A 21,074-nucleotide genomic window follows, 5' to 3' on the forward strand; every position below is an offset into this window, starting at 1 on the left:
CCGGAATGATACCTGTTTGCATGAGCTTGACAGCGCGACCCGAACGGCATTTGCTTGAAGCGCAACGACCTTTAAGCTGATGGTCTCGATTGACTTGATTGTCAGTTGGGCGAGAGAAGGCGCTTGAGATAAGGTGCTGTCCGGCTATTTCCTGCAAGGGCAACCTGCTCCGGTGTTCCGCTTGCGACGATCCGGCCGCCTTCATCTCCGGCACCTGGCCCGATGTCGATGACCCAGTCGCTGGCCGCAGCGAGGGTCATGTCGTGATCGACGACAATCACCGTGTTGCCGGTCTCGACCAACGCATTGAGCTGTGCGAGCAGCCGCTCGACATCCGAAGGATGCAAACCGGTCGTCGGCTCGTCCAGCACGTAGAGCGCGCCACCTTTTTGGGCACGTTGCAATTCCGTCGCCAGCTTGATGCGCTGTGCTTCGCCCCCAGAGAACTCGGTTGCAGGCTGACCAAGCCTGAGGTAGCTCAAGCCTACTTCGCGCAAAACTTTCAGGGATGCCCGTACGCTCGGAGCGTCGTCGAAGAAGTCCGAGGCGTCCGCGACGGTCAGTCCCAGGACCTGCGAGATGTTCTTGCCCCGGTACCGGATCTCCAAAGTTTGCGGGTTGTAGCGGGTGCCGTGGCAAGTTGGACACGGGGCATAGACGCTTGGCAGGAAGAGTAGCTCGACCATGACAAAGCCTTCTCCCTCGCATCGCGGGCAGCGGCCCTTGGCGACATTGAAGGAGAACCGACCGGCGTCGTAATTACGCTTCTTCGCTTCCCGTGTGGCGGCGAACAGCGAGCGAACATGATCGAAGAGCCCGGTATAGGTCGCGAGGTTGGACCGGGGCGTTCGGCCGATCGGCTTCTGGTCGACCTCTATGAGGCGCCGGATTTTGTCGAGCCCACCTTCGATCCTGCCCTGCGTCGGCGTCCCCGGCTCTATCTCCAAGGCGGCCTCGTCCTCAGCATCGTTTACCACACGAACAGGAACGCCAAGTGCCTCGCCGACAAGCTCGACGAGCGCCTGGCTGACCAGACTCGACTTGCCAGACCCAGAGATACCGGTCACCGTCGTCATGACTCCCAGCGGAAATTTGCAATCCACATCACGGAGATTGTTTCTTGTGACGCCGGATAGGCGAAGCCATCCATCCGGTTCTGTCCGACGTCCAGCCGGTTTGCCGGCTTCCGCAAAAAGATGCCTGGCGGTCTCCGATCGCTCGACCTTCCGCAGACCTTCCGGTGGGCCGCTGTAGAGGATCTCCCCGCCCAGCTCGCCGGCTGCCGGACCCACGTCGACGATCCAGTCCGCGTGGCGGACGACGTCGAGCTCGTGCTCCACAACGAACAGCGAATTTCCGACCGCCTTCAGCCCGTCGAGCGCCCGCAACAGCGCTTCGGTATCGGCCGGGTGCAAGCCTGCAGAGGGCTCATCCATGACATAGACGACGCCGAAGAGGTTTGAAGCGACCTGTGTCGCCAGGCGAAGCCGCTGGAGCTCGCCCGGAGACAGGGTCGGCGTGCTCCGCTCAAGCGTGAGATAGCCAAGGCCGAGATCGAGAAGGACATCCATCCGTCGGCAGAGGTCTGCTGCGATCCGCTGGACGATCATGGCTTTTTCCGGATGTTCTTTCCGCATGGTCTTAAGCTTCCTGGCATCGGCATCCGCATAAGGTGCGAAGATGTTGGAAAACCTCGCCATCGGCAGTCTGCTCATTTCTGCATAGTCGAGGCCCTCGAACCTCACCGAGAGTGACTCTTTCCGCAGCCGCTTGCCCTCGCAGAGCGGACAGGTGCTGCTGGTCATGTAGCGGGCAGCCCGCTTCTTCATCATTGCACTCTGCGTCGTCGCGAAGCTATGGGTGACATGTCGTCGGGCGCTGGAAAAGGTGCCCATGTAGGAGGGCTCGTCCTTCCGTGCCATGGCACGCTTCACCTGATCACGCGTGAGACCCGGATAGACCGGGACGACCGGCTGTTCGTCCGTGAATAGGATCCATTGGCGGATCTTCTCTGGAAGCTTCCGCCACGGCCGGTCGACGTCGATGCCAAGCGTGATCAAGATGTCTCTGAGGTTTTGCCCGCCCCATGCCAATGGCCATGCCGCAACTGCGCGCTCGCGGATAGTCAGCGAGGGATCTGGCACCATGGACGCCTCGGTCACCTCGTGTACGCGACCGAGACCGTGGCATTGCGGGCAGGCACCCTCCGGCGTGTTCGCCGAGAACGACTCTGCATCGAGGTGCGGTTGGCCCGGCGGATATGTGCCCGCCCGCGAATACAGCATCCGAAGGAGGTTCGAGATTGTCGTCACGCTTCCAACCGAGGAGCGTGCCGTTGGCGATCCGCGTTGCTGCTGCAGGGCGACAGCGGGTGGGAGGCCTTCGATCTGGTCGACGTCTGGTACGCTCATCTGGGTGAAGAGACGGCGAGCATAGGGAGACACGGATTCGAGGTACCGGCGCTGGGCCTCGGCGTAGAGGGTACTGAATGCGAGCGAGGATTTTCCGGAACCGGAGACGCCCGTGAAGACGACGAGCGCGTCCCGCGGGATGTCGACGTCGACGTTTTTAAGGTTATGTTCTCGTGCACCTCGCACGCGAACGATGCCTTGAAGCTTTTCGGTCGCCTCCACAGCATTGTCGATTGGTCGATTCGGCATTGGATTTCCCGCATTGCACGTCGGACGGAGATTGTTCATGAGATCCTGCACTTAGCGGAGAGCGTCGCGCCGCAAGGATAGTCCCGAGACTTTGGACACAAATTGACGGTCGTCAACTACGACGACCGTCAAACACCCTATTGTTGCTCACGAATGCGTACAGGAACAACTTTTTGGCATGGACCTTGAGATGACGGTCACAAAAATGGCACCCTAGGCTGAAGGTTTGATCCGCTCCGAAGTCGGTGATGCCATCCCTCGCATCCCGAGGGACACGTCACCCACGGGCATCAACTTTGGGGCAGACTCTGCCCATCTTGTCCCTCAGTGCTACGAGGCGACCGTAATGTGTTCCGTCTAGTCTCTGTCGCGATTTAAAGAGGTGGAGGAAGCTTCGTGGCGGACGATGACGAACCACATGGAATGGAAGAAGTGCCCCTGCGATGGCCCGCCGTCAACTATTGGCCTAAGGGCGTGCGGAAAATCGGGATGGATGAACTGGATTGTCTGGGCATGAACAAGCACGGCGGGTTTTATTGGCAGGGAAAGCAAGTCAACGCGAAGCCTATTGTCTTAACTTTCGGGCAAAAGGTGTACGTTTTTGTCGGGATAACAGCCGCCGCATTGGTGGCTATGAGTGCCATCGTCCAAGGGGTAGTTACTTACAATCAGTGGGCATGCACAGTCCACTGGGTGGCAATATGCCCTCGATGATAAAACGTTATTTAGGAACGCAGAATTTTCAGGTTGAACGGCACCCACTTTCGACTGGACACTGAGCCGGTTACCGGCAAGCTTGCAGAACTCGATGTCGCGAGTTGCGCCATCACGACGATCCGAGGCGTCGGCTATCGCTTGACGCACAAGAAGCTAGCTCGATCCAAACTCGGGCGGCTTGGCTTCCTCCACCTTCAGCGAGCCCCGTGATAGCGGCTGCAATAACTCAGCTGGGGACCTTTCAAGGTCAAGCCATGCCTTCCAATCACTCGGTCGGAGGACGACGACTTGTCGATTATGGAACTGCTTCACATCAAACCCGGGGTGTGTCGTTAACATCGCGAAGGCCGAAGGCTGGCTTTTCCCGCCGGGCCGCCAGATCGCGGCGATGGCCATAAATGGCGCGCCAACGAGCTCAAAGCGATATTTGCCCTTCGAACGCCTTCTTCCGGTAGACTCCAAGAATGCGCTAGCCGGAATGAGACACCGATGACCATCGCTGAAACTTTTTCCTTGCGATCGAATGTTGAATACTGGACCGTGCTTCCTGGCCGGCGGAAAACCGAACTTCATCTGTACTAGCTCGACAGTATTGTCGCCCACACAGCGTATTACGGCACCCATATCGCCGATTTTGATTTGGGCACGCGGCGCCAAATCCAGTTCCGATTGTCGTGGCGGGATCCCAAGCGCCAGATCTTGCATCACATTGCTGTATTCGGCGTAGCAAATGCGTTGTTCGTATTCGCTGCACATCGTCAAACCCGATCATTTAGGATTCTTCACGGAGTATCTCCGTGAGAACCGGTTAAAGCTGTGCTGACGCTCAGTCGTGCTTGGTGACTTCGACGTCCGCCGTCAGCAAGGGACGCTGCTCCTCCGCACGCTGACACTCGATCTAGGACAGCCGATACCCTGGGGTCGGCCCGACGACATCGGACGATCCTTCCGGGGCGGCCAAGAGCCGCTACGGATCACGCAGAGCGTACTCGATCCCTGCAGGGTGTTTTCAAGGCTCGACTGATCAACGCATGTCGCGACACGTGCTGTCGGGTTGCCGTTTCGGGCAGGACCCGGAAAGAGATCTTCGCACACTATCGCCACAACGTGAAGAACATGAGCCTTGTTGCATACCACTGAATTTCAGGGCTGCACTGACGTCCGTCAGCATCAGGGAGATAATCATGTCGGTAGATTAAGGGATTTTACGGTACGGAGAGGTCCCTAATTTCCTTTCGAACAAGCAGGGCGGATATCAAGCCTTCCGCATCGTCGAGAAAAGGGGACTTATAATGGTTGACGCTCTGGAAACTCCTATGGCCCTGCATCGCCTACCAGAAGTGCTGACGGCAGAGCCGCCAAGGCTCCGGGCCCTGTCCCACCTTCGCCCCTTCCGCCGCGAGCAGGACATTTACGTCCAAGAAGAGCGCACCGACACCTGGTACCGTGTCGTTTCGGGGGGCAGCCTGCAAATATCTGATGCGTACCGACGGGCGCCGGCAGCTTGTCGATATCTACCTGCCGGGAGATCTCTTCTGGTTACGGCCCGTCTCCTTCACAGATTCGCTGTCCAGGCCGTCGCCGAAGGGACACTGATCGCCTGCTACCCGCGCCACCGTGTAGAGGCTCTCGCCGATGAGGACGCGGAGACGGCAATCGAAATCAGAATCCAAATCGTGGAAGCGCTGGAACGGTTGCAGGAGCAACTTCTGGTGACCACCACGATGACGGCACAGAAAAAGGTCCGGGAATTCCTGTTCTACTTTCACCGACGTCTCTCAGCGGGGACGTGCAACGGTCTCGCGCTGCCCATCTCGCGATAGGATATCGCCGACATTTTGGGGATCTCCGCCGAGACAGTCTGCAGGGCCTTCACGGACCTGCAGGAACGCGGCGTAATCTCGCTACAGGGCCTGCGCCGCATGATCTCCTCTAGGCATGTTGCCGTCCCTCAAGATTGATCTCCCATGCGAGCCGTTTCATCCGTTGCCCTGGGGCTTGCTGTCAACTGCCGCAAAGCTAATGGTGATATCGCGGGCATGCGCTAGAGCTCGCGGAATTACGGCACTTCCAACAATCCCCCATCGCTCTACAAGGAAAGGCCACCCATGGTAGATTGCCGGATGTCGGCAGCACATCTCATTACCCAGTCCTCCGACAGTGCTTCCGACAGTCCGCTTTATGTGCAATAGTTCCACTCGGACCCTATGGTCCGCACAAGTTGTAATAGGTTTGCGGCGCCAAACTGGGAGAAGCGATTACAATGGGTGATCGGTTAAGTGGTTTGCCACTATTCGGTTAATATAGCCTCGATGAACGATCAAACCTCCTCGCTTAAGCATTTAGCGCCGGGCGACCGGCCAGTGCGGATCGGGTTTTATCTCGTTCCGAACTTCCCACTGATGACCTTCGCTGCGGCTCTCGACTCGCTAAGGCAGGCGAACCGATTGGCAAAGGCCCAGCGCTTCGAGTGGGTGCTCATCTCTTTCGACGGATTACATGTCCGCTCCAGCAGCGGACTTGGCTTCGATGCCGATGCGGCTATCAGCAAAGCTCCGCGATGCGATGTCGTCATCCTCTGCGCTGGTATCAACTACTCAGACGCATATGACAGCAATATCTTCGCGTGGCTGCGCCGAATCTATTCGGAAGGCTGCATACTTGGCGCTGTCAGCACGGCTGTCTTTTTTCTCGCCAAGGCCGGGTTGCTCGAGGGCCGCCGATGCGCGGTTCATTGGGAATCGCTGGCAAGCTTCCGCAGCGAATTTCCCAACTGTTTTGCGACGGACGATATTTTTGCCATCGACGGACGCTTTCTGACGTCCTCGGGCGGCACGGTCACTCTCGACATGATGCTATATCTGATCGCCGCCGTCGAAGGCCACGGACTTGCATCGCTGATTTCGGATCAGTTTAACCATCCGCGGATTCGAAGGCAGGACGATGTGCAGCGCATGGCGCCGGAGGATCGCTTCGGCATCAAGAATGCCAAGCTCGGCTTCGTCGTTCGCCGCATGGAGGCGACGCTTGGCGACCCGGTCGAAATATCTGGACTTGCAGAGAGTGTCGCACTTTCCCTTCGACAGCTCGAACGTCTATTTCGCGCATCACTCGGGAAAAGCCCGTCGCAATTCTATATCGATCTGCGCATGGGACGTGCCAGAGAGTTGCTTGTCGATACGGAGCTCTCCGTGGCGGAGATCGCAGAGATCTGCGGCTACGAATCCGCTTCGCACTTCAGCCGCTTCTATCGCCGGCTTTTCAAAGAGAGCCCGGTGGCCACGCGGCGCGCTGAGAAGCAGCGTGAGCGGCTCACCTTGCGCACTATGTCGATTGACGCATAGAAGACGTCGCATCGGTGCATATAATGTAGGGTAACCTAGTCTTACTTTTTTTGACGACGGAACGGTCGACGGGCAAAAGCCTGCAGGCCCAGTCAGGCGACGACTGCCTGCGGGCCAACCGATAAGATTTGGAACAGCTAGGCGCCAACAGGAGACCACTGCAGTGGACAACAATCAGCATTCCTATATCCCGACCCTGGTCGAACAGATGTCGAACGACGTGATCGGGCGACGCGAATTTCTTCGCAAAGCGACGCTGCTCGGCGTGTCTGCCGCAACTGCCTATTCTCTGGCCGGTCTGGCGATGCCCGGCGACGCCGCTCTGGCAGACGACATGCCGAAGGGCGGCAACCTACGCATCGGCATGCGCTGCATGGAAATCAAGGATCCGCATCTGGCCGACTTCGCCGAGAAGTCGAACGTCATCCGTCAGGTCTGCGAGTATCTCACCCTGACCGACCGCAACAACATCACGCATCCCTATCTTCTAGAAAAATGGGAAGTGAGCGACGACCTGAAGACATGGACGCTGCACCTTCGCAAGGATGTGAAGTGGCGCAAGGGCCGTCCTCTGACGGCCGACGACGTCGTCTGGAATTTGAAGCGTGTCTGCGACCCGGCAATCGGTTCATCGATGCTCGGCCTCTTCACCGGCTACCTCGTCCAGGAATACGAAACTGGCGAAAAGGACGAGAAGGGCAACCCGAAGAAGTCGAGCAAGCTCTGGGCCGACAACGCCATCGAGAAGGTCGACGATCACACCGTTCGCCTCAACTGTTCCTCGCCGCAGATCGCCGTGCCCGAGCACCTCTATCACTACCCGATGTTCATCATCGATCCGGAAGAAAAAGGTGCCTTCGGCGCTGATGCGAATGGCACGGGTCCCTTCGCCATTACCGAATATGTCGTTGGCAAGGGTGCCAAGTACAAGGCTCGCAGCGATTACTGGGGCACAGGTCCCTATCTCGACACCTTCGAATATGTCGACCTCGGCGACAATCCCGGTGCCGGTATAGCCGCCATGGCCTCCAAGCAGGTCGATGGCCTGTCGGAGGCCGATGCGGTCCAGATCAACGCGATGAAGAACTTCCCGCATGTCGGCGTCTATCAGGTCGAGACGACGCAGACGGTCGTCGCCCGCATGCACCCGGATATCGAGCAGTTCAAGGACAAGCGCATTCGCCAGGCCATGCGTTATGCGATCGACCGCGACAAGGTCATTCAGACAGCACTTCTCGGCGCTGGCGTTCCAGCCGAAGATCACCATGTCGCGCCCTCGCATCCCGAATACGCGGCACTTCCGAAATATCCGCGCGACGTCGAGAAGGCCAAAAAGCTTCTTGCCGATGCGGGCTATCCGGACGGTTTCGAATTCGACATGACGACGCGCCCGGACCCGATCTGGGAACTCAATACGGCCCAGGTCCTTGCCGAACAGTTCAAGGACATCGGGGTCAAGGTCAATATCAAGGCGCTACCGAGCGCCCAGTATTGGGAAGTCTGGACGACGTCGCCGTTCAGCCTGACGGCCTGGGGGCACCGGCCGCTGGCAATCATGACGCTGTCGCTCGCCTACCGCTCGAACGCCGCATGGAATGAATCCAATTATTCCAACGCGGATTTCGACAAGCTGCTGACCGAGGCCGAAGGCATTCTCGACCCGAAGGAACGCAGCAAGGTGATGGCGAAGATCGAGGCGATCATGCAGGACGACGGGCCGATCGTTCAGCCTTTCTGGCGTGTCTTTTCGACCGTCATGGACAAGAAGGTCAAGGGCTTCGAGCTCCATCCTTCGCAGTACATCTTCGCGCACCAGTACGCGATCTCGGCTTAACCTCCCGGCTGGCGACCCGGCCGCGTTCGCGCGGTCGGGCACTGGGCCCGGACATTCGGATTGCTCCGGCTATGGCGAATTTTCTTCTCAAGCGTTTGGCGATGATGGTGGTGACGATGCTTTGTGCTTCGTTTCTCGTGTTCGCCGTCTGCGAGTTCACTCCCGGCAGCGTGGCACGCAAGTCGCTTGGTCCTTTCGCCACCCAGCAGCAGGTCGACCTGCTGTCGCAGAAACTGAAGGCCAATGATCCGTTGCTCGTACGCTACGGCCGCTGGCTCGGCGTACTCGTCGGCGCAGTCCCCGATCCGCTTCAGGATCCGGCCACCGGCCTGAACTTCACGGACCCGCGCGGTGCCCAGTATTTCGGTAACTTCGGTTATTCGACGCTGAACAAGCTGCCCGTCAATGACGTCATCTGGGATCGCCTCGGCAATACCGCTATCCTCGCCGGGCTGGCATTCCTGCTGATCGTGCCGCTATCGATCGTCTTCGGTATCCTTTCGGGATTGAAAGAGGGCGGCGTGCTCGACAGGACACTCTCGGTCATCTGCATCACCTTCACCTCTATTCCGGAATTTGCCTCAGGCGTCTTCCTGGTGACGCTTTTCGTCATCCTCTGGCCGATACTGCCGGGCACCAGCCCGCTCAACAGCGATGGCGGCTGGGCAGTGCCTTACCAGTTCGTGCTGCCCGTCGCGGTCCTCGTCATCTATGACTTCGGCTATGTGGCCCGCATGATCCGCGTCTCGATGATCGGCGTCATGGAGCGGCCGTATATTCGCACGGCAATCCTCAAGGGCATGAGCACACGACGGATGGTCCTCGGCCACGCGCTTCGCAATGCGATGATCGCGCCCTTCACCGTGCTTCTGCTGCAAATCAACTTCCTGATCAGCGGCGTTGTCGTCACCGAACTCGTCTTTGCCTATCCGGGTTTCGGCCGTCTCATCCTCGACGCAAGCCTGTTCGGCGATATCGCGACGCTTGAGGCCGCCACGCTGATCACCGTCGCGATCGCCGTCATCACGCAGCTGCTCGGCGACCTTGGCTACATGCTGCTCGATCCACGCATCCGGGTGAGGTAAATCATGGCTGTTCAAGACAATATCACCGGGGCAGTCATCGCGCCGCCGAGGCGAGCCGCACGGGCGAACTGGATGCGCATCCTGCACTCGCCCACGGCTGTTGTCGGGCTCTGTCTGGTTCTCTTCTGGGTGCTCGCGGCCCTTCTGGCGCCCATCCTGCCGCTGCCGTCGCCGACGGATTCCGACGTGATGGCGATGGGCAATCCCTATCCCTCGGCGGCCCACTGGCTGGGAACCGATATTCTTGGCCGAGATATGCTGTCGCGGCTGATCTTCGGTGCCCGCACCGTTCTCTCCGTCGCGCCTCTGTCTGTCGCGGTCGCGATGGTCGTCGGCATCACGATGGGGATGGTTGCAGGCTATTACGGTGGCTGGGTCGACGTTCTCATCAGCCGCTTCTCCGACATCATCCTCGCCTTCCCGGTCCTGGTCATCTACGTCATCCTGATTGCCAATATTGGCCCATCGGTCCTCAATATCGTCATCGCGACGATGATTGCCTCGGCGCCGGGTATCGGCCGCATCACCCGCGGCCTGGTGCTCGGTCTGAAACAGCAGGAATATATCTCGGCGGCAAAGCTGCGGGCGGAAAGTACGCTCTACATCATGATCGTCGAATTGCTGCCGAACTGCCGCAGCCTCCTGATTGTCGATGCCTGTCTTCGCATCGGTTACACGATCATCACCATCGGTATTCTCGGCTTCCTCGGCCTCGGCCTGCCGCCACCGAACCCGGATTGGGGCGGAATGGTCAAGGAGAGCGTGACTGTCTTGAATGTCTGGCCGCACATGTCGCTTATCCCGTCGGCTGCGCTCGTCAGCCTCGTCCTCGGCTTCAATCTGCTTGCCGATGGCGTGCGGGAGGCATGGAAACCATGAACGTCATCGCGTCCAATCTCCAAGGAGCGGCCATGTCCATCACCCCATCGATCGATCCTGAACCGGTTCTCGACATTCAGAACCTGCGTATCGAGTTCCGCGGCAAGAGCGAGACGGTGGTCGCGATCCCCGATCTGTCGTTCAAAGTCATGCCCCGGGAGAGCTATGGCCTGGTTGGAGAATCCGGCTGCGGCAAGAGCACGACGGCGATGGCGATCATGAGCTATCTCGGCAATACCGGTGTGATTGCCGGCGGCAGCATCCGTTTCAACGGCAAGCAACTGGTCAACGCATCTGCGAAGGAATTGCGCTCCATCCGCGGGCGCCAGATCGCCATGGTCTATCAGGACCCGATGAGCGCGCTGAACCCGGTGAAGACAATCGGTGCGCAGCTTGCGGAGGTCCCCCTGCTGCATATGGGCGCGAGCAAGAAAGACGCTTTGGCCATGGCCGAGGCGATGCTTTCAGATGTGCGTTTGCCCGATCCCGGCGAGATGACGCGGCGTTATCCGCATCAACTGTCCGGCGGCCAGCAGCAGCGCGTGGTCATCGCCATGGCACTGCTCGCCAAGCCGTCCCTCTTGCTGCTCGATGAGCCGACGACCGGTCTCGATGTCACCGTCGAGGCTGCGGTCATCGACCTGATTGCCGAACTGCGCCAGCGCTATTCCACCAGCCTGCTGTTCATCTCGCACAATCTTGGCCTGATCGCGGAAAGCTGCGATCGTCTGGGTATCATGTATTCCGGCCAAATGGTTGAAGAGGGAACCACTTCAGAGGTGTTCCGCCGGCCGAAACACCCTTATACACGCGGTCTTATCGACTGCATCCCCGACATCACAGGCGACAAGCGCACCCGCACGCTGGCGGCTATCCCGGGCTCGATCCCGCTGCCGCAGGAACGGCCGCAAGGCTGTCTGTTCGGGCCGCGCTGTTCCAGTTTCGTTTCCGGTCTTTGCGATCGCCCCGGACTCGCCATGGAGCGCGCGGCCGACGACCATCTGGTGCGATGCGTCCGCTGGCCTGAGATCTCCACGACGGAGGCGGCGCTAGCCCCTGTCGAGAGAACGGTCATTGAGAAATCGACCGCGATAGCTTTGTCCGACGTCAGCCGTCTCTATCCTGTCGGCCATCATAAGTTCGTCAAGGCTAACGAAGCGGTCACCTTCGAAGCGGCAAAGGCGGAGATCGTCGCACTGGTCGGCGAGTCCGGCTGCGGGAAATCGACGCTGGCACGCATTGTCACGGGTCTCGACAAGGCGACGTCGGGCGAAATCCGAATGGCCGGCGAAAATATTGCCGAACTGCAGGCCGGTGAGCGCCCGCGCGAGTTGCTGCAACAGGTTCAGATGATCTTCCAGAATCCCGACAGCACGCTCAATCCGTCGCATTCCGCCGCCTTCTCCATTCGCCGTTCGATCAAGAAGTTCGGTATCCGCAAGGGCAAGGCCGAGATCGAGCAGCGTGTGCGCGAGCTTCTGGAAATGGTGCGGCTGTCTCCGGCAGTCGCGGAGCGGAAGCCGAGCCAGCTTTCCGGTGGCCAGAAGCAGCGCATTGCCATTGCCCGCGCTTTTGCGGCCGAGCCCTCGCTGATCGTAGCCGACGAACCGGTTTCCGCGCTCGACGTCTCGGTTCAGGCGGCAGTCGTCACCCTTCTGCTCGACATTCAGCGGGAGAAGCATGCGACGATGCTGTTCATCAGCCACGATCTGGCACTGGTTCGTCATGTCGCCGACAAGGTCGTCGTCATGTATCTCGGCAAGATCATGGAGCAGGGGACCGTTGAGGAAGTGTTCGGCGGTGCGTCGCATCCCTATACCGAGGCACTTCTTTCCGCTATCCGCAGCCCGCATCTGGACGAACTGCCGCGCGAGCGCATTCACCTGTCCGGCGAGACACCAAGCCCCGTCAACGTGCCAGCCGGCTGCCGCTTCTCGACGCGGTGCCACCGCAAGCTTGGCAGCATCTGCGACACGGTTGCGCCGCCGCTCCGCAAGATGTCCGGCACGCATGAGATCCTGTGTCATATCGACGAGGCAGCTCTCGCCGCCCAGGCCTCCGTTTTTCCCCAGGCCGGAAAGGCATAAGCAATGCACGAGCCCGACGGAACGATCGGCAAGTTATGGCGAAGCGCCGCGGGCCTGCGTGCGATCGTCCATGTGATGGCAAGCATCTGCATCGTTGCCACCGGTAATTCGCTTCTAACAACGACGGTGTCGCTGCATCTCAGCGATCCCGCGCTCGATCCGCACGTCGTCCAGTTGCTGCTGACGGCGTTTCCGATCGGCTTTCTGGGAGGCTGCCTGTCAGCCCGCTTCCTGGTTGTCCGATTTGGGCATGAGATCGCCTTCCATATCGTCGCATTTCTCGCCGCGCTGGGCTCTGCCGGCTACATGCTGACGGAAGCGGCTCCAGTGTGGTTCTGCCTGCGGCTGATAAACGGCTTTTCGATCGCAACGCTCTTCGTCGTCTCCGAAAGCTGGATCAACCTTTATGCTGATCAGAAGAACCGTGGAGCCTATTTCTCGCTCTATATGCTGATGACGTCGCTGGCGACGTTGTTTGCGCAACTGCTTGTCGAGGCGGCCGGTGCAGCCTCTCCCTATCTCTTTCAGCTTGGTCTCGGCGTCATTCTGCTCGGACTGTTCTATGCCCGCTTCGTCGGCAGGCCGTGGCCTGCGTTGCGACTGCCTTTGGCTGTCACTGTCGAAGCCGGCAATGCCCATTCCGGACATCGCTACGGCATCTGGCGGCTCGCCGCTCTCGCGCCGGTCACCGTCGTCTGCGTGTTCCAGGCAGGCATGACCAACATGAATGTCTACACGATGACGCCGATTTACGCGGAGCGCATCAAACTCGACGCGTCCGTCGCGGTGACGCTGGTAACCGCCTTCAGTCTCGGCGGCATGCTGGCGCAGGCGCCGGTCGGATGGCTGTCGGACCGCATGGATCGGCGCGTTCTGCTGCTGATCCAGGGGTTGACTGGAGCGGGACTGTGCGCGGCCATCTCATGGCCGGGCACCTATTCGCAGACACTGCTCTACGGCCTGTTCTTCGCTTATGGCGCAATTGCACTGACGATCTATCCTGTCGGCATCGCCTATGCCAACTCGCAGCTCGACAGCCGGTATATGGTCTCGGCATCGGGCAGCCTATTGCTGCTCTATTCGATCGGCAACATCATGACCCCCGGGCTTGCCGCACAGCTGATGGAGCTGTTTGCACCACAGGCGCTCTTTTTGCTGCTTGGGGGCGGAGCCTTCCTGGTTGCCGCGGCCGCCTGCTTCAATCTCATCCGCCGTCCGATCGGCGCCACCAAAACTTGCCTCGTCCCGGGAGGAAGCGAATGACGTTCACGAAGCCTTTTGACCTCGTCATCCGTGGTGGCCGTGTGGTGCTGCCGGACGCGACAAAGCAGATCGATATCGGCATTCGTGACGGTGTGATTGCCGCGCTCGAGCCGGATCTGCCCGAGGGCAAGAATGAAGTCGCGGCAGAGGGGCGTATCGTGCTGCCCGGCGGCGTCGACAGCCATTGCCACATGGATCAGCAACCTTGGGAGGGCAAGGCGACCGCAGACGACTTCAACACCGGCACGCTGTCGGCGATGTGCGGCGGCACGACAACCGTCGTACCTTTTGCCATGCAGATGCGCGGCCAGTCGCTGCGCGACATTGTCGACGATTATCATCAGCGTGCCGGCCCGAAAGCACATATCGACTACGGTTTTCATCTGATCGTCGGTGATCCCTCGGCGGAGGTCCTGCGCAACGAGATCCCTCAGCTGATTGCCGAGGGCTGCACCTCGATCAAGATCTATCTGACCTACGACGGGCTGAAGCTCGATGATTACGAGGTTTTAAACGTTCTCGATCTCGCTCGTGCACAAGGCGCGATGGTCATGGTGCATGCGGAAAATGACGCCTGCATCCGCTGGCTGACCGAAAAATTCATTGCCGCCCGCAAGACCGAACTGCGTTACCACGAAAAGGCGCATTCGGCGATCGGCGACCGTGAAGCGACCTTCCGGGCGATCAGCCTTTCGGAACTGATCGAGACGCCGATCCTCGTCAGCCATGTCGCAGCCGGGGGCGCTGTCGAGGAAATCCGCCGCGCCAAAGCCCGCGGCCTGCCGATCTACGCTGAAACCTGCCCCCAATATCTCTTCCTTTCGGCCGAAGATATCGACACGCACGATCTGTCTGGCTCCAAATGCGTCTGCACGCCGCCGCCGCGCGACAAGTCGAACCAGCCGGCGATCTGGGCAGGCATCCTGGACGGGACGCTCGAGGTTTTCACCTCGGATCATTCGCCCTGGCACTATGCGGACAAGATCGCAGGCGGGCCGGGGACACCGTTCCATCGTATTCCGAACGGTATTCCGGGCATCGAAACGCGGCTTGCCCTTCTGTTTTCGGCGGGTGTGAATGGCGGCCTGATCTCGCTGCAGAAATTCGCCGATCTGACGTCGGGCGCTCCGGCGCGGCTGTTCGGGCTTGCTCCGCGCAAGGGCAGCATTGTCACCGGCGCGGACGCCGACATCGCGATCTGGGATCCGGATCGCAGCGTAACGATCACCAATTCGCTGCTGCATCACGCCACCGACTACACGCCCTATGAAGGGCAGGTCGTCAAAGGCTGGCCGATTATGACGATCTCGCGCGGCGACATCGTCTGGGATGACGGAAAGATTCTGACTGAACCCGGCCGCGGCCGGTTCGTTGCCAGAGAACGCTCCTTTCCGCCACAGCAGGGGCTTTCGAAGGTTCTCGCATCATGACGGCGCCGATGACACGCCTTGAAAGCAAGGTGATCTTTCTGACGGGTGCCGCGAGCGGTATCGGCGCGGCGATCGCGCGCCGCTGCATAGACGAAGGCGCCTCAGTGATCTGTGCGGATCGGTCGTCCGATGACGTGGCTGCACTGGCGCAATCCCTCGGTCCCCAGGCGTTTGGTGTCCCATGCGACGTCACCGACAAGGCGTCGGTCGGGCATGCGGTGGACGGCGGCGTAAAGCGTTTCGGTCGCCTCGATGGCCTCGTGCACAACGCTGCTGCACCATCGATGGACGGCACGGTCATCGATCTCGCCGAACAGCAATGGCGGCTGGAGATCGACGTCATTCTGACCGGCGCCTTTCTGGCAAGCCAGCACGCGCTCCCAGCGATGATTGCCAGCGGTGGCGGCGGATCGGTGGTCTTTATCGCGTCGCAATTCGCCCATGTGGCGACCGGCAAAGCCGTTGCCTATTGCGCCGCCAAAGCCGGTCTGGTGCATCTCGCCAAGGCCATGGCGGTCGATCACGCGGCCGATGGCATTCGCGTCAACAGCCTTTCGCCGGGTGCTGTGGCTACCCCGAGATTGCTGCAACGCTGGCCGGACCTTGCGGCAGCCAATACCGGGCTCGGACCGGCGCATCTGCTCGGCCGTATCGCCCAGCCCGACGAAATCGCCGCCGCTGCCGCCTTCCTCCTGTCAACGGATGCTTCGTTCATCACCGGAACCGATCTCATGGCCGATGGTGGTTATGCGACGCGCTGAGATTTTTGCTGAAGTTTTTGGATGGATTTGAAATGACCCTTCTCGTTACCGGCGGAACCGGCTTCGTCATGAGCGTCCTCGCAAGGACATGGCTCGAACGCGATGCCAAGGCGCGCGTCGTTACTCTCGACCGTGCGGGCCTGGATGCCATGGCGGAACGCTATTTTGCGCCGGTCCGCGATCGGCTCACGGTCGTCACGGCCGATATTTGTGATCCCCAGCAGTGGGAGGCCGTCCTCGACAGCCACGATATCCGCTATGTGGTGCATGGCGCGACCGTCACCCCGATTTCTCGCGGCAGTGCCGCGGAGGCAAAGCGTCAGCCCGAAGCCGAAGATCCTGCCAGGATCGTCGATGTCAATTTGATGGGCACTGTCAATATTCTCGAATGGCTGAGAAAACGGCCCGGTATTCAGCGCCTGGTCTTTGTCAGCTCGGGCTCCGTTTACCGCCATCACGGGCCGGACTGGACGGGCGAACCGCTACCCGAGGACGGCTATGTCGCGCCGCTGACGCTCTACGGCATCTCCAAGTTTGCGGCCGAGATGGTGGTCAACCGTTACGCCGATCTCTTCGGCCTGTCGGCCGCCTCTGTCCGGCTCGCGTCGGTCTATGGGCCGATGGACAGGGTCACCGGCAGCCGCAATTTTCGCCATGTGCCGAACCGCGTCGCCCATATGGCGCTCGCCGACGAGACGATCCGGCCGAACAGCCTGGAACCCGTCGGCGACTATGTCACCTCCACGGATGTGGCCGAGGCGATCATCGCGCTGCTCTTTGCGGAGCGCCTGCGTTACCGCCACTACAACATCGGCAGCGGCGAGACCTCGACGATCGGCGACATCGTCGGTTGGGCGAAGGAGCGTGTGCCCGGATTGCAGGTGGATGTGAGTTCCGATGAGACCGGCAACATCATCCAGGACATCTCGCTGAAAGACGGCATGTGGGGTGCCTACGACATCGCCCGCATCACCCGCGATACCGGCTGGCAGCCACGCGGCGGGAAGCAATCCTTCCATGACTATATGGACTGGATCGTCGAAAACGAAAATCAGAGCGAAGGACAATGATGAGCACCGCTGCACAAGATCAATCGCGCGATTTTATTGGTTACGGTCCGAAGCCGCCGTTCGTGACCTGGCCGGGTGGCGTCAAGCTGGCGATCAACCTCGTGCTGAACTACGAGGAAGGCGCCGAATATTCCTGGCTCGAGGACGGGCGCAACGACAACTGGGGCGAATACAATATTCCCAACAGTCCGCCGTTGCGCGATCTCGGCACCGAGACCCATTTTGAATATGGCAGCCGCGCCGGCGTCTGGCGGCTGGCACGCCTGTTCGACCGTTACGATATTCCCGTCACGGTTTCGGCCTGCGCCGTTGCGCTCGAGAAGAACCCGGCCGTCGTCGCTTGGATGAATGCACGCGGCCACGATCTGCTCGGCCATGGTCTGCGTTGGAGCGAGTATTCCAGCATGCCGCGCCATGAGGAAGAGGAGCAGCTTCACGAAGCGATTGCTCTCTACGAGAAACTGACCGGCGGCAGGCCGATGGGCTGGAACTGCCGTTCCTTTCCAAGCGTCAACACCCGGGATCTGATCGTCAAGGAAGGCAGCTTCCTCTATTATTCCGACCCTTGCAATGACGATCTTCCCTACTTCCTCGATCATGAGGGCACGCGACTTCTGATCGTGCCCTATTCGAAGACGCTGAACGACAGTCGCTACCTGATTGCCCCCGGCTACAGCAACCCGCGCGATTTTGCCGAGGATTGCCGTTCGGCGATCGATTACATGATCGGCGAAGCAGACGAGACAGGCGGGCGCATGCTGACGATCGGTGTGCACGCCCGCTGGATGGGCCAGCCTAACAGGGCATCGGGCCTGCGGGATGTCATCGAGCACGTCAAGAAGACGCCAGGCGCTGCCTTCATGCGACGCGAAGACATCGCTCAATACTGGATCGACCATCATGGCTGATAGTGCGCATGCAATGCCGGACAAGCGTATTCAGGTGGAACCGGGAACGATAAGCGGGGCCGAATATATTGCGGGCGTCCTCAAGGAAGAGGGCGTCAAGCAAATCATCGGTTTTCCGGCAAGCGAGCTTTTCGATGCATCGGCGGCTTTCGATATTCCGCCGCTGATCGCCCGTACCCAACGCGTCGCCGTCAACATTGCCGAGGGCTACGCCCGGGTCACGGCTGGCAGGGAGCTTGCCGTTGTCACCGTGCAGTACGGCCCGGGCGCCGAGAGTGCCTTTGCCGGCATCGCCCAGGCCTTCAATGACGGCGTACCGATGCTGTTCCTGCCAACCGGTTATCCGCGCGGCTCGGAAGCGGTGTCCCCGAACTTCGAATCCCGCCGCAACTTTCGACACATTACCAAATGGTGCGAGGCGGCAAGCCAAGTCGCCGATCTGCCGAAACTGATGCATGCGGCGATCTCGCGCGTCAGAAACGGTCCACCGGCGCCTGTGCTGCTGGAACTGCCGATCGACCTGCTTGCCGAAAGGTTTGATGCCAAGCCTGGCGACCATCGCCGCCCGCGCAGCAGCGTGCCGCAGGCCGGTGACGCTGAGGTGGCCGATCTGGCCGAAGCCCTGATAGCCGCGCGCAACCCGGTAATCCTGGCCGGTCAGGGAATTCTGGCCGGATCGGCGACGCAGGAACTGGTCGCGTTGGCCGAACTGTTGAACATTCCCGTCATGACGACGCCAAACGGCAAGAGTGGTTTTCCCGAAGATCATCCTCTTGCGCTTGGGACTGCCGGACGGGCACGGCCAGCGACGATCGATCATTTCCTGGAAAAGGCGGATGTCGTGCTCGCCATCGGCAGCAGCCTGACCCGCTCCTATTACATCCTGCCCATTCCGGAAGATAAAACCATCCTCCATGTGACGCTCGGTGAAGCTGATCTCGGGAAGGACTACGCGATCGCCCAAGGGGTGATCGGCGATGCCGCCTCCGTTCTCAGGCAGTTGACCGCCTATATCCGCGACAATCGCTTGATCCGTGGAAAACGGCCGCAGCCGGCCGCGGAGATAGCCGAAGTGCGCGCGGCGTTCATGGAAAAATGGATGCCGCTGCTGACATCCGACAGCACGCCGATCTCGCCCTACCGCGTCGTCTGGGAGATCATGCAGGCGATCAATCCGAAGACCTCCATCGTCACGCACGATGCCGGCAACCCGCGCGACCAGTTCTGCCCGTTTTACGTGGCGAGCACGCCAGGCAGCTATATCGGCTGGGGCAAGACCACACAGCTCGGCAGCGGCCTTGGCTTTGCGATGGGCGCCAAGCTTGCCCGTCCGGAGGCGACGGTCGTCAACCTGATGGGAGAGGCCGCCTTTGGCATGGTCGGCATAGACTTCGAAACGGCTATTCGCTGCAATCTTCCGGTTCTGACCATCGTGCTTCGCAATAACGTGCTCGGCGGCTATGCGAAGAGCATGCCTGTCGCCACGCAGAAATATGGCGCGAACCGGGTGACGGGCAATTATGCGCCGATCGCCGAAGCCCTCGGCGGCTATGGCGAATGCGTGACGGAACCGCAGAACCTGCGGCCGGCATTGCTGCGTGCTCTTGAGAGGGTCACGGCCGGTCAGGCGGCGCTCATCGAGGTCGTCACGCACGAGGAACCACGGCTCGCGGGCGTGCGGTAGAGAAGCGGAGGCGGACGTGTTCGATACCATGATTCTAGGCGGCACGGTCGTCAACGCAGACGGTCAGCGCCCCGCGGATGTCGGCATTCGCGATGGGCGCGTGGCGGCTATCCTCGCACCGGGCGAGACCGCGATGGCGCGCGATTTCATTGACGCCGGCAGCAAGCTGCTACTGCCTGGGCTCGTGGATGCACATGCGCATTTGCGAGAACCTGGACTGACGCAAAAGGAAGACTTTGTAAGCGGCACGCATGCGGCCGCTCTCGGCGGTGTGACGACCATCCTCGACATGCCGACTGACGATCCCTGGACGGCAACAGCCAAACAACTGTCAGACAAGATGGAGAGTGCCGCGGGTAGGCTGAATGTCGATGTCGGGTTTCAGGCCGTGGTTTCGAAGAATTGCAAGAACCTGGATGACCTGCTTGCGCTCTCGCCCGTATCTCTTGAATTGTTCACCGCAGACGTACCCGTCGAATACCGGTTCGACAGTCTGGATCAGGTGACGCGGATGCTTCGCCGGCTGGCGGAAGCCGCTACGGTGATCGGCGTTTCGCCGGGTGACCAGTCGATCCTCGATGAAAGCGGGCTTCATGACACCAGCGGCAACATTTCAACGTTTCTGGCAAGCCGGACGCCACTCGCCGAAGCAAGCGGTATCGCCCGCGCTGTCCTGGCTGCGGCCGAAACGGGTGCGCGCGTGCATGTCCGCCAGATCAACTCGAAACTCGGCGTCGAAACCTGGCGCCGCCTTCAGGGGATGGCTGACGTCAGCGTCGAAACAACGCCGCAAAACCTGTTCTTCACCTCGGAAGACTACAAGACCGGCGGTGCCCGGCTGAAGGGGTCCCCTCCATTCCGGGGCCGTGGTGACGTCGCCGCCTTGCGGCATGCGGTGTCGGAGGGCCTGATCACCATCATGGCGACCGACCACGCACCGCACAGCCCGGCCGAAAAGTCTGCCCCCTATGGTTCGTTTGCCGACATTCCCGGCGGCATGCCGGGCCTTCAGACGTTGCTTTCGGTGATACTCAGCCTTGTTGCGGACAAGGTCCTGGGACTTGCCGACCTGGTGCGGATTTGTGCCTGCAATCCTGCGCAGCGCTTCGGCCTCGGACGCTCCAAGGGGGCGATCGCGGTCGGCTGGGATGCCGATATCCTGATTGTCGACATGAGACGCTCGACTGCCATTACCGATGCCGAACAGGTCTCCCGAGCCGCCTACACGCCTTTCCATGGCAAGCAGACTGTTGGCCTGTTAACCGACGTCTTTTTGCGCGGCGAGCGCATCGTCAGCAACGGAACCCTCATTTGTCCCGGACGCGGCCTCGTCGTCCGCAGAGCTCCATAAA

General features: G+C 60.4%; 17 protein-coding genes. 15 read left to right on the plus strand and 2 right to left on the minus strand.

Going from position 1 to position 21,074, the window contains the following annotated elements; translation table 11 throughout:
* Positions 1-101 precede the first annotated feature (101 nt).
* Positions 102-2,660: an excinuclease ABC subunit UvrA gene (locus tag AB4Z25_RS12330; protein WP_112540158.1), complete on the minus strand. Its 2,559-nt coding sequence runs from the start codon at positions 2,658-2,660 to the stop codon at positions 102-104.
* Between the two features lie 396 nt (positions 2,661-3,056).
* Here AB4Z25_RS12330 and AB4Z25_RS12335 point away from each other — a divergent pair, with 396 nt between their 5' ends.
* On the plus strand, positions 3,057-3,374 hold the full coding sequence (locus tag AB4Z25_RS12335; protein ID WP_162698813.1) for a hypothetical protein: 318 nt from the start codon (positions 3,057-3,059) through the stop codon (positions 3,372-3,374).
* A gap of 156 nt (positions 3,375-3,530) precedes the next feature.
* On the opposite strand, the gene AB4Z25_RS12340 is transcribed toward AB4Z25_RS12335, so the two are convergent.
* Positions 3,531-4,133, minus strand: a complete 603-nt coding sequence (locus AB4Z25_RS12340; RefSeq protein ID WP_442208107.1) for an SOS response-associated peptidase family protein — start codon at positions 4,131-4,133, stop codon at positions 3,531-3,533.
* A gap of 536 nt (positions 4,134-4,669) precedes the next feature.
* Here AB4Z25_RS12340 and AB4Z25_RS12345 point away from each other — a divergent pair.
* The 14 genes from AB4Z25_RS12345 (at position 4,670) to AB4Z25_RS12410 (ending at position 21,073) form a co-directional block, all read left to right on the plus strand.
* A complete protein-coding gene (locus AB4Z25_RS12345; protein WP_162698814.1) occupies positions 4,670-5,200 on the plus strand; it encodes a nitrogen fixation protein FixK in 531 nt (176 codons plus the stop codon).
* Between the two features lie 12 nt (positions 5,201-5,212).
* The gene (locus AB4Z25_RS12350) at positions 5,213-5,338 is read left to right on the plus strand and encodes a helix-turn-helix domain-containing protein (protein WP_442208339.1); all 126 of its coding nucleotides are present in this window, start codon (positions 5,213-5,215) and stop codon (positions 5,336-5,338) included.
* 318 nt (positions 5,339-5,656) lie between these two features.
* A complete protein-coding gene (locus tag AB4Z25_RS12355) occupies positions 5,657-6,721 on the plus strand; it encodes a GlxA family transcriptional regulator (RefSeq protein WP_442208108.1) in 1,065 nt (354 codons plus the stop codon).
* 163 nt (positions 6,722-6,884) lie between these two features.
* The gene (locus AB4Z25_RS12360) at positions 6,885-8,555 is read left to right on the plus strand and encodes an ABC transporter substrate-binding protein (protein ID WP_112540160.1); all 1,671 of its coding nucleotides are present in this window, start codon (positions 6,885-6,887) and stop codon (positions 8,553-8,555) included.
* A gap of 71 nt (positions 8,556-8,626) precedes the next feature.
* Positions 8,627-9,640 (plus strand): ABC transporter permease, encoded by a 1,014-nt coding sequence (locus tag AB4Z25_RS12365; protein ID WP_112540162.1) that lies wholly within the window; start codon positions 8,627-8,629, stop codon positions 9,638-9,640.
* A 3-nt stretch (positions 9,641-9,643) separates the two neighbouring features.
* Positions 9,644-10,519 carry an ABC transporter permease gene (locus AB4Z25_RS12370; RefSeq protein WP_112516706.1) on the plus strand — a complete coding sequence of 292 codons (876 nt, stop codon included), beginning with the start codon at positions 9,644-9,646 and terminating at the stop codon, positions 10,517-10,519.
* A gap of 32 nt (positions 10,520-10,551) precedes the next feature.
* Positions 10,552-12,606, plus strand: coding sequence for a dipeptide ABC transporter ATP-binding protein (locus AB4Z25_RS12375; protein ID WP_442208109.1), 2,055 nt, complete (start codon positions 10,552-10,554; stop codon positions 12,604-12,606).
* A gap of 3 nt (positions 12,607-12,609) precedes the next feature.
* A complete protein-coding gene (locus AB4Z25_RS12380) occupies positions 12,610-13,869 on the plus strand; it encodes an MFS transporter (RefSeq protein ID WP_112540164.1) in 1,260 nt (419 codons plus the stop codon).
* Complete coding sequence (gene hydA, locus AB4Z25_RS12385) at positions 13,866-15,299, plus strand: dihydropyrimidinase (protein WP_112540166.1); 1,434 nt, start codon at positions 13,866-13,868, stop codon at positions 15,297-15,299. Before AB4Z25_RS12380 ends, hydA begins: the two co-directional genes overlap by 4 nt.
* Positions 15,300-15,307: 8 nt before the next feature.
* Positions 15,308-16,060: an SDR family NAD(P)-dependent oxidoreductase gene (locus AB4Z25_RS12390; protein ID WP_442208110.1), complete on the plus strand. Its 753-nt coding sequence runs from the start codon at positions 15,308-15,310 to the stop codon at positions 16,058-16,060.
* Positions 16,061-16,092: 32 nt separating this feature from the next.
* Entirely contained in the window at positions 16,093-17,130 is a 1,038-nt protein-coding gene (locus tag AB4Z25_RS12395; protein ID WP_112540169.1) for an NAD-dependent epimerase/dehydratase family protein, read from the plus strand.
* On the plus strand, positions 17,130-18,038 hold the full coding sequence (locus tag AB4Z25_RS12400) for an allantoinase PuuE (RefSeq protein ID WP_112389547.1): 909 nt from the start codon (positions 17,130-17,132) through the stop codon (positions 18,036-18,038). Before AB4Z25_RS12395 ends, AB4Z25_RS12400 begins: the two co-directional genes overlap by 1 nt.
* Positions 18,031-19,722 carry a thiamine pyrophosphate-requiring protein gene (locus AB4Z25_RS12405; protein ID WP_112540171.1) on the plus strand — a complete coding sequence of 564 codons (1,692 nt, stop codon included), beginning with the start codon at positions 18,031-18,033 and terminating at the stop codon, positions 19,720-19,722. The genes AB4Z25_RS12400 and AB4Z25_RS12405 overlap by 8 nt, the downstream gene beginning before the upstream one ends.
* A 16-nt stretch (positions 19,723-19,738) precedes the next feature.
* A complete protein-coding gene (locus tag AB4Z25_RS12410) occupies positions 19,739-21,073 on the plus strand; it encodes a dihydroorotase (protein ID WP_112540173.1) in 1,335 nt (444 codons plus the stop codon).
* The last annotated feature ends 1 nt before the right edge of the window (position 21,074 follow it).

This window comes from Rhizobium sp. RAF36 (genome assembly GCF_052114105.1).
Taxonomy (GTDB): domain Bacteria; phylum Pseudomonadota; class Alphaproteobacteria; order Rhizobiales; family Rhizobiaceae; genus Rhizobium.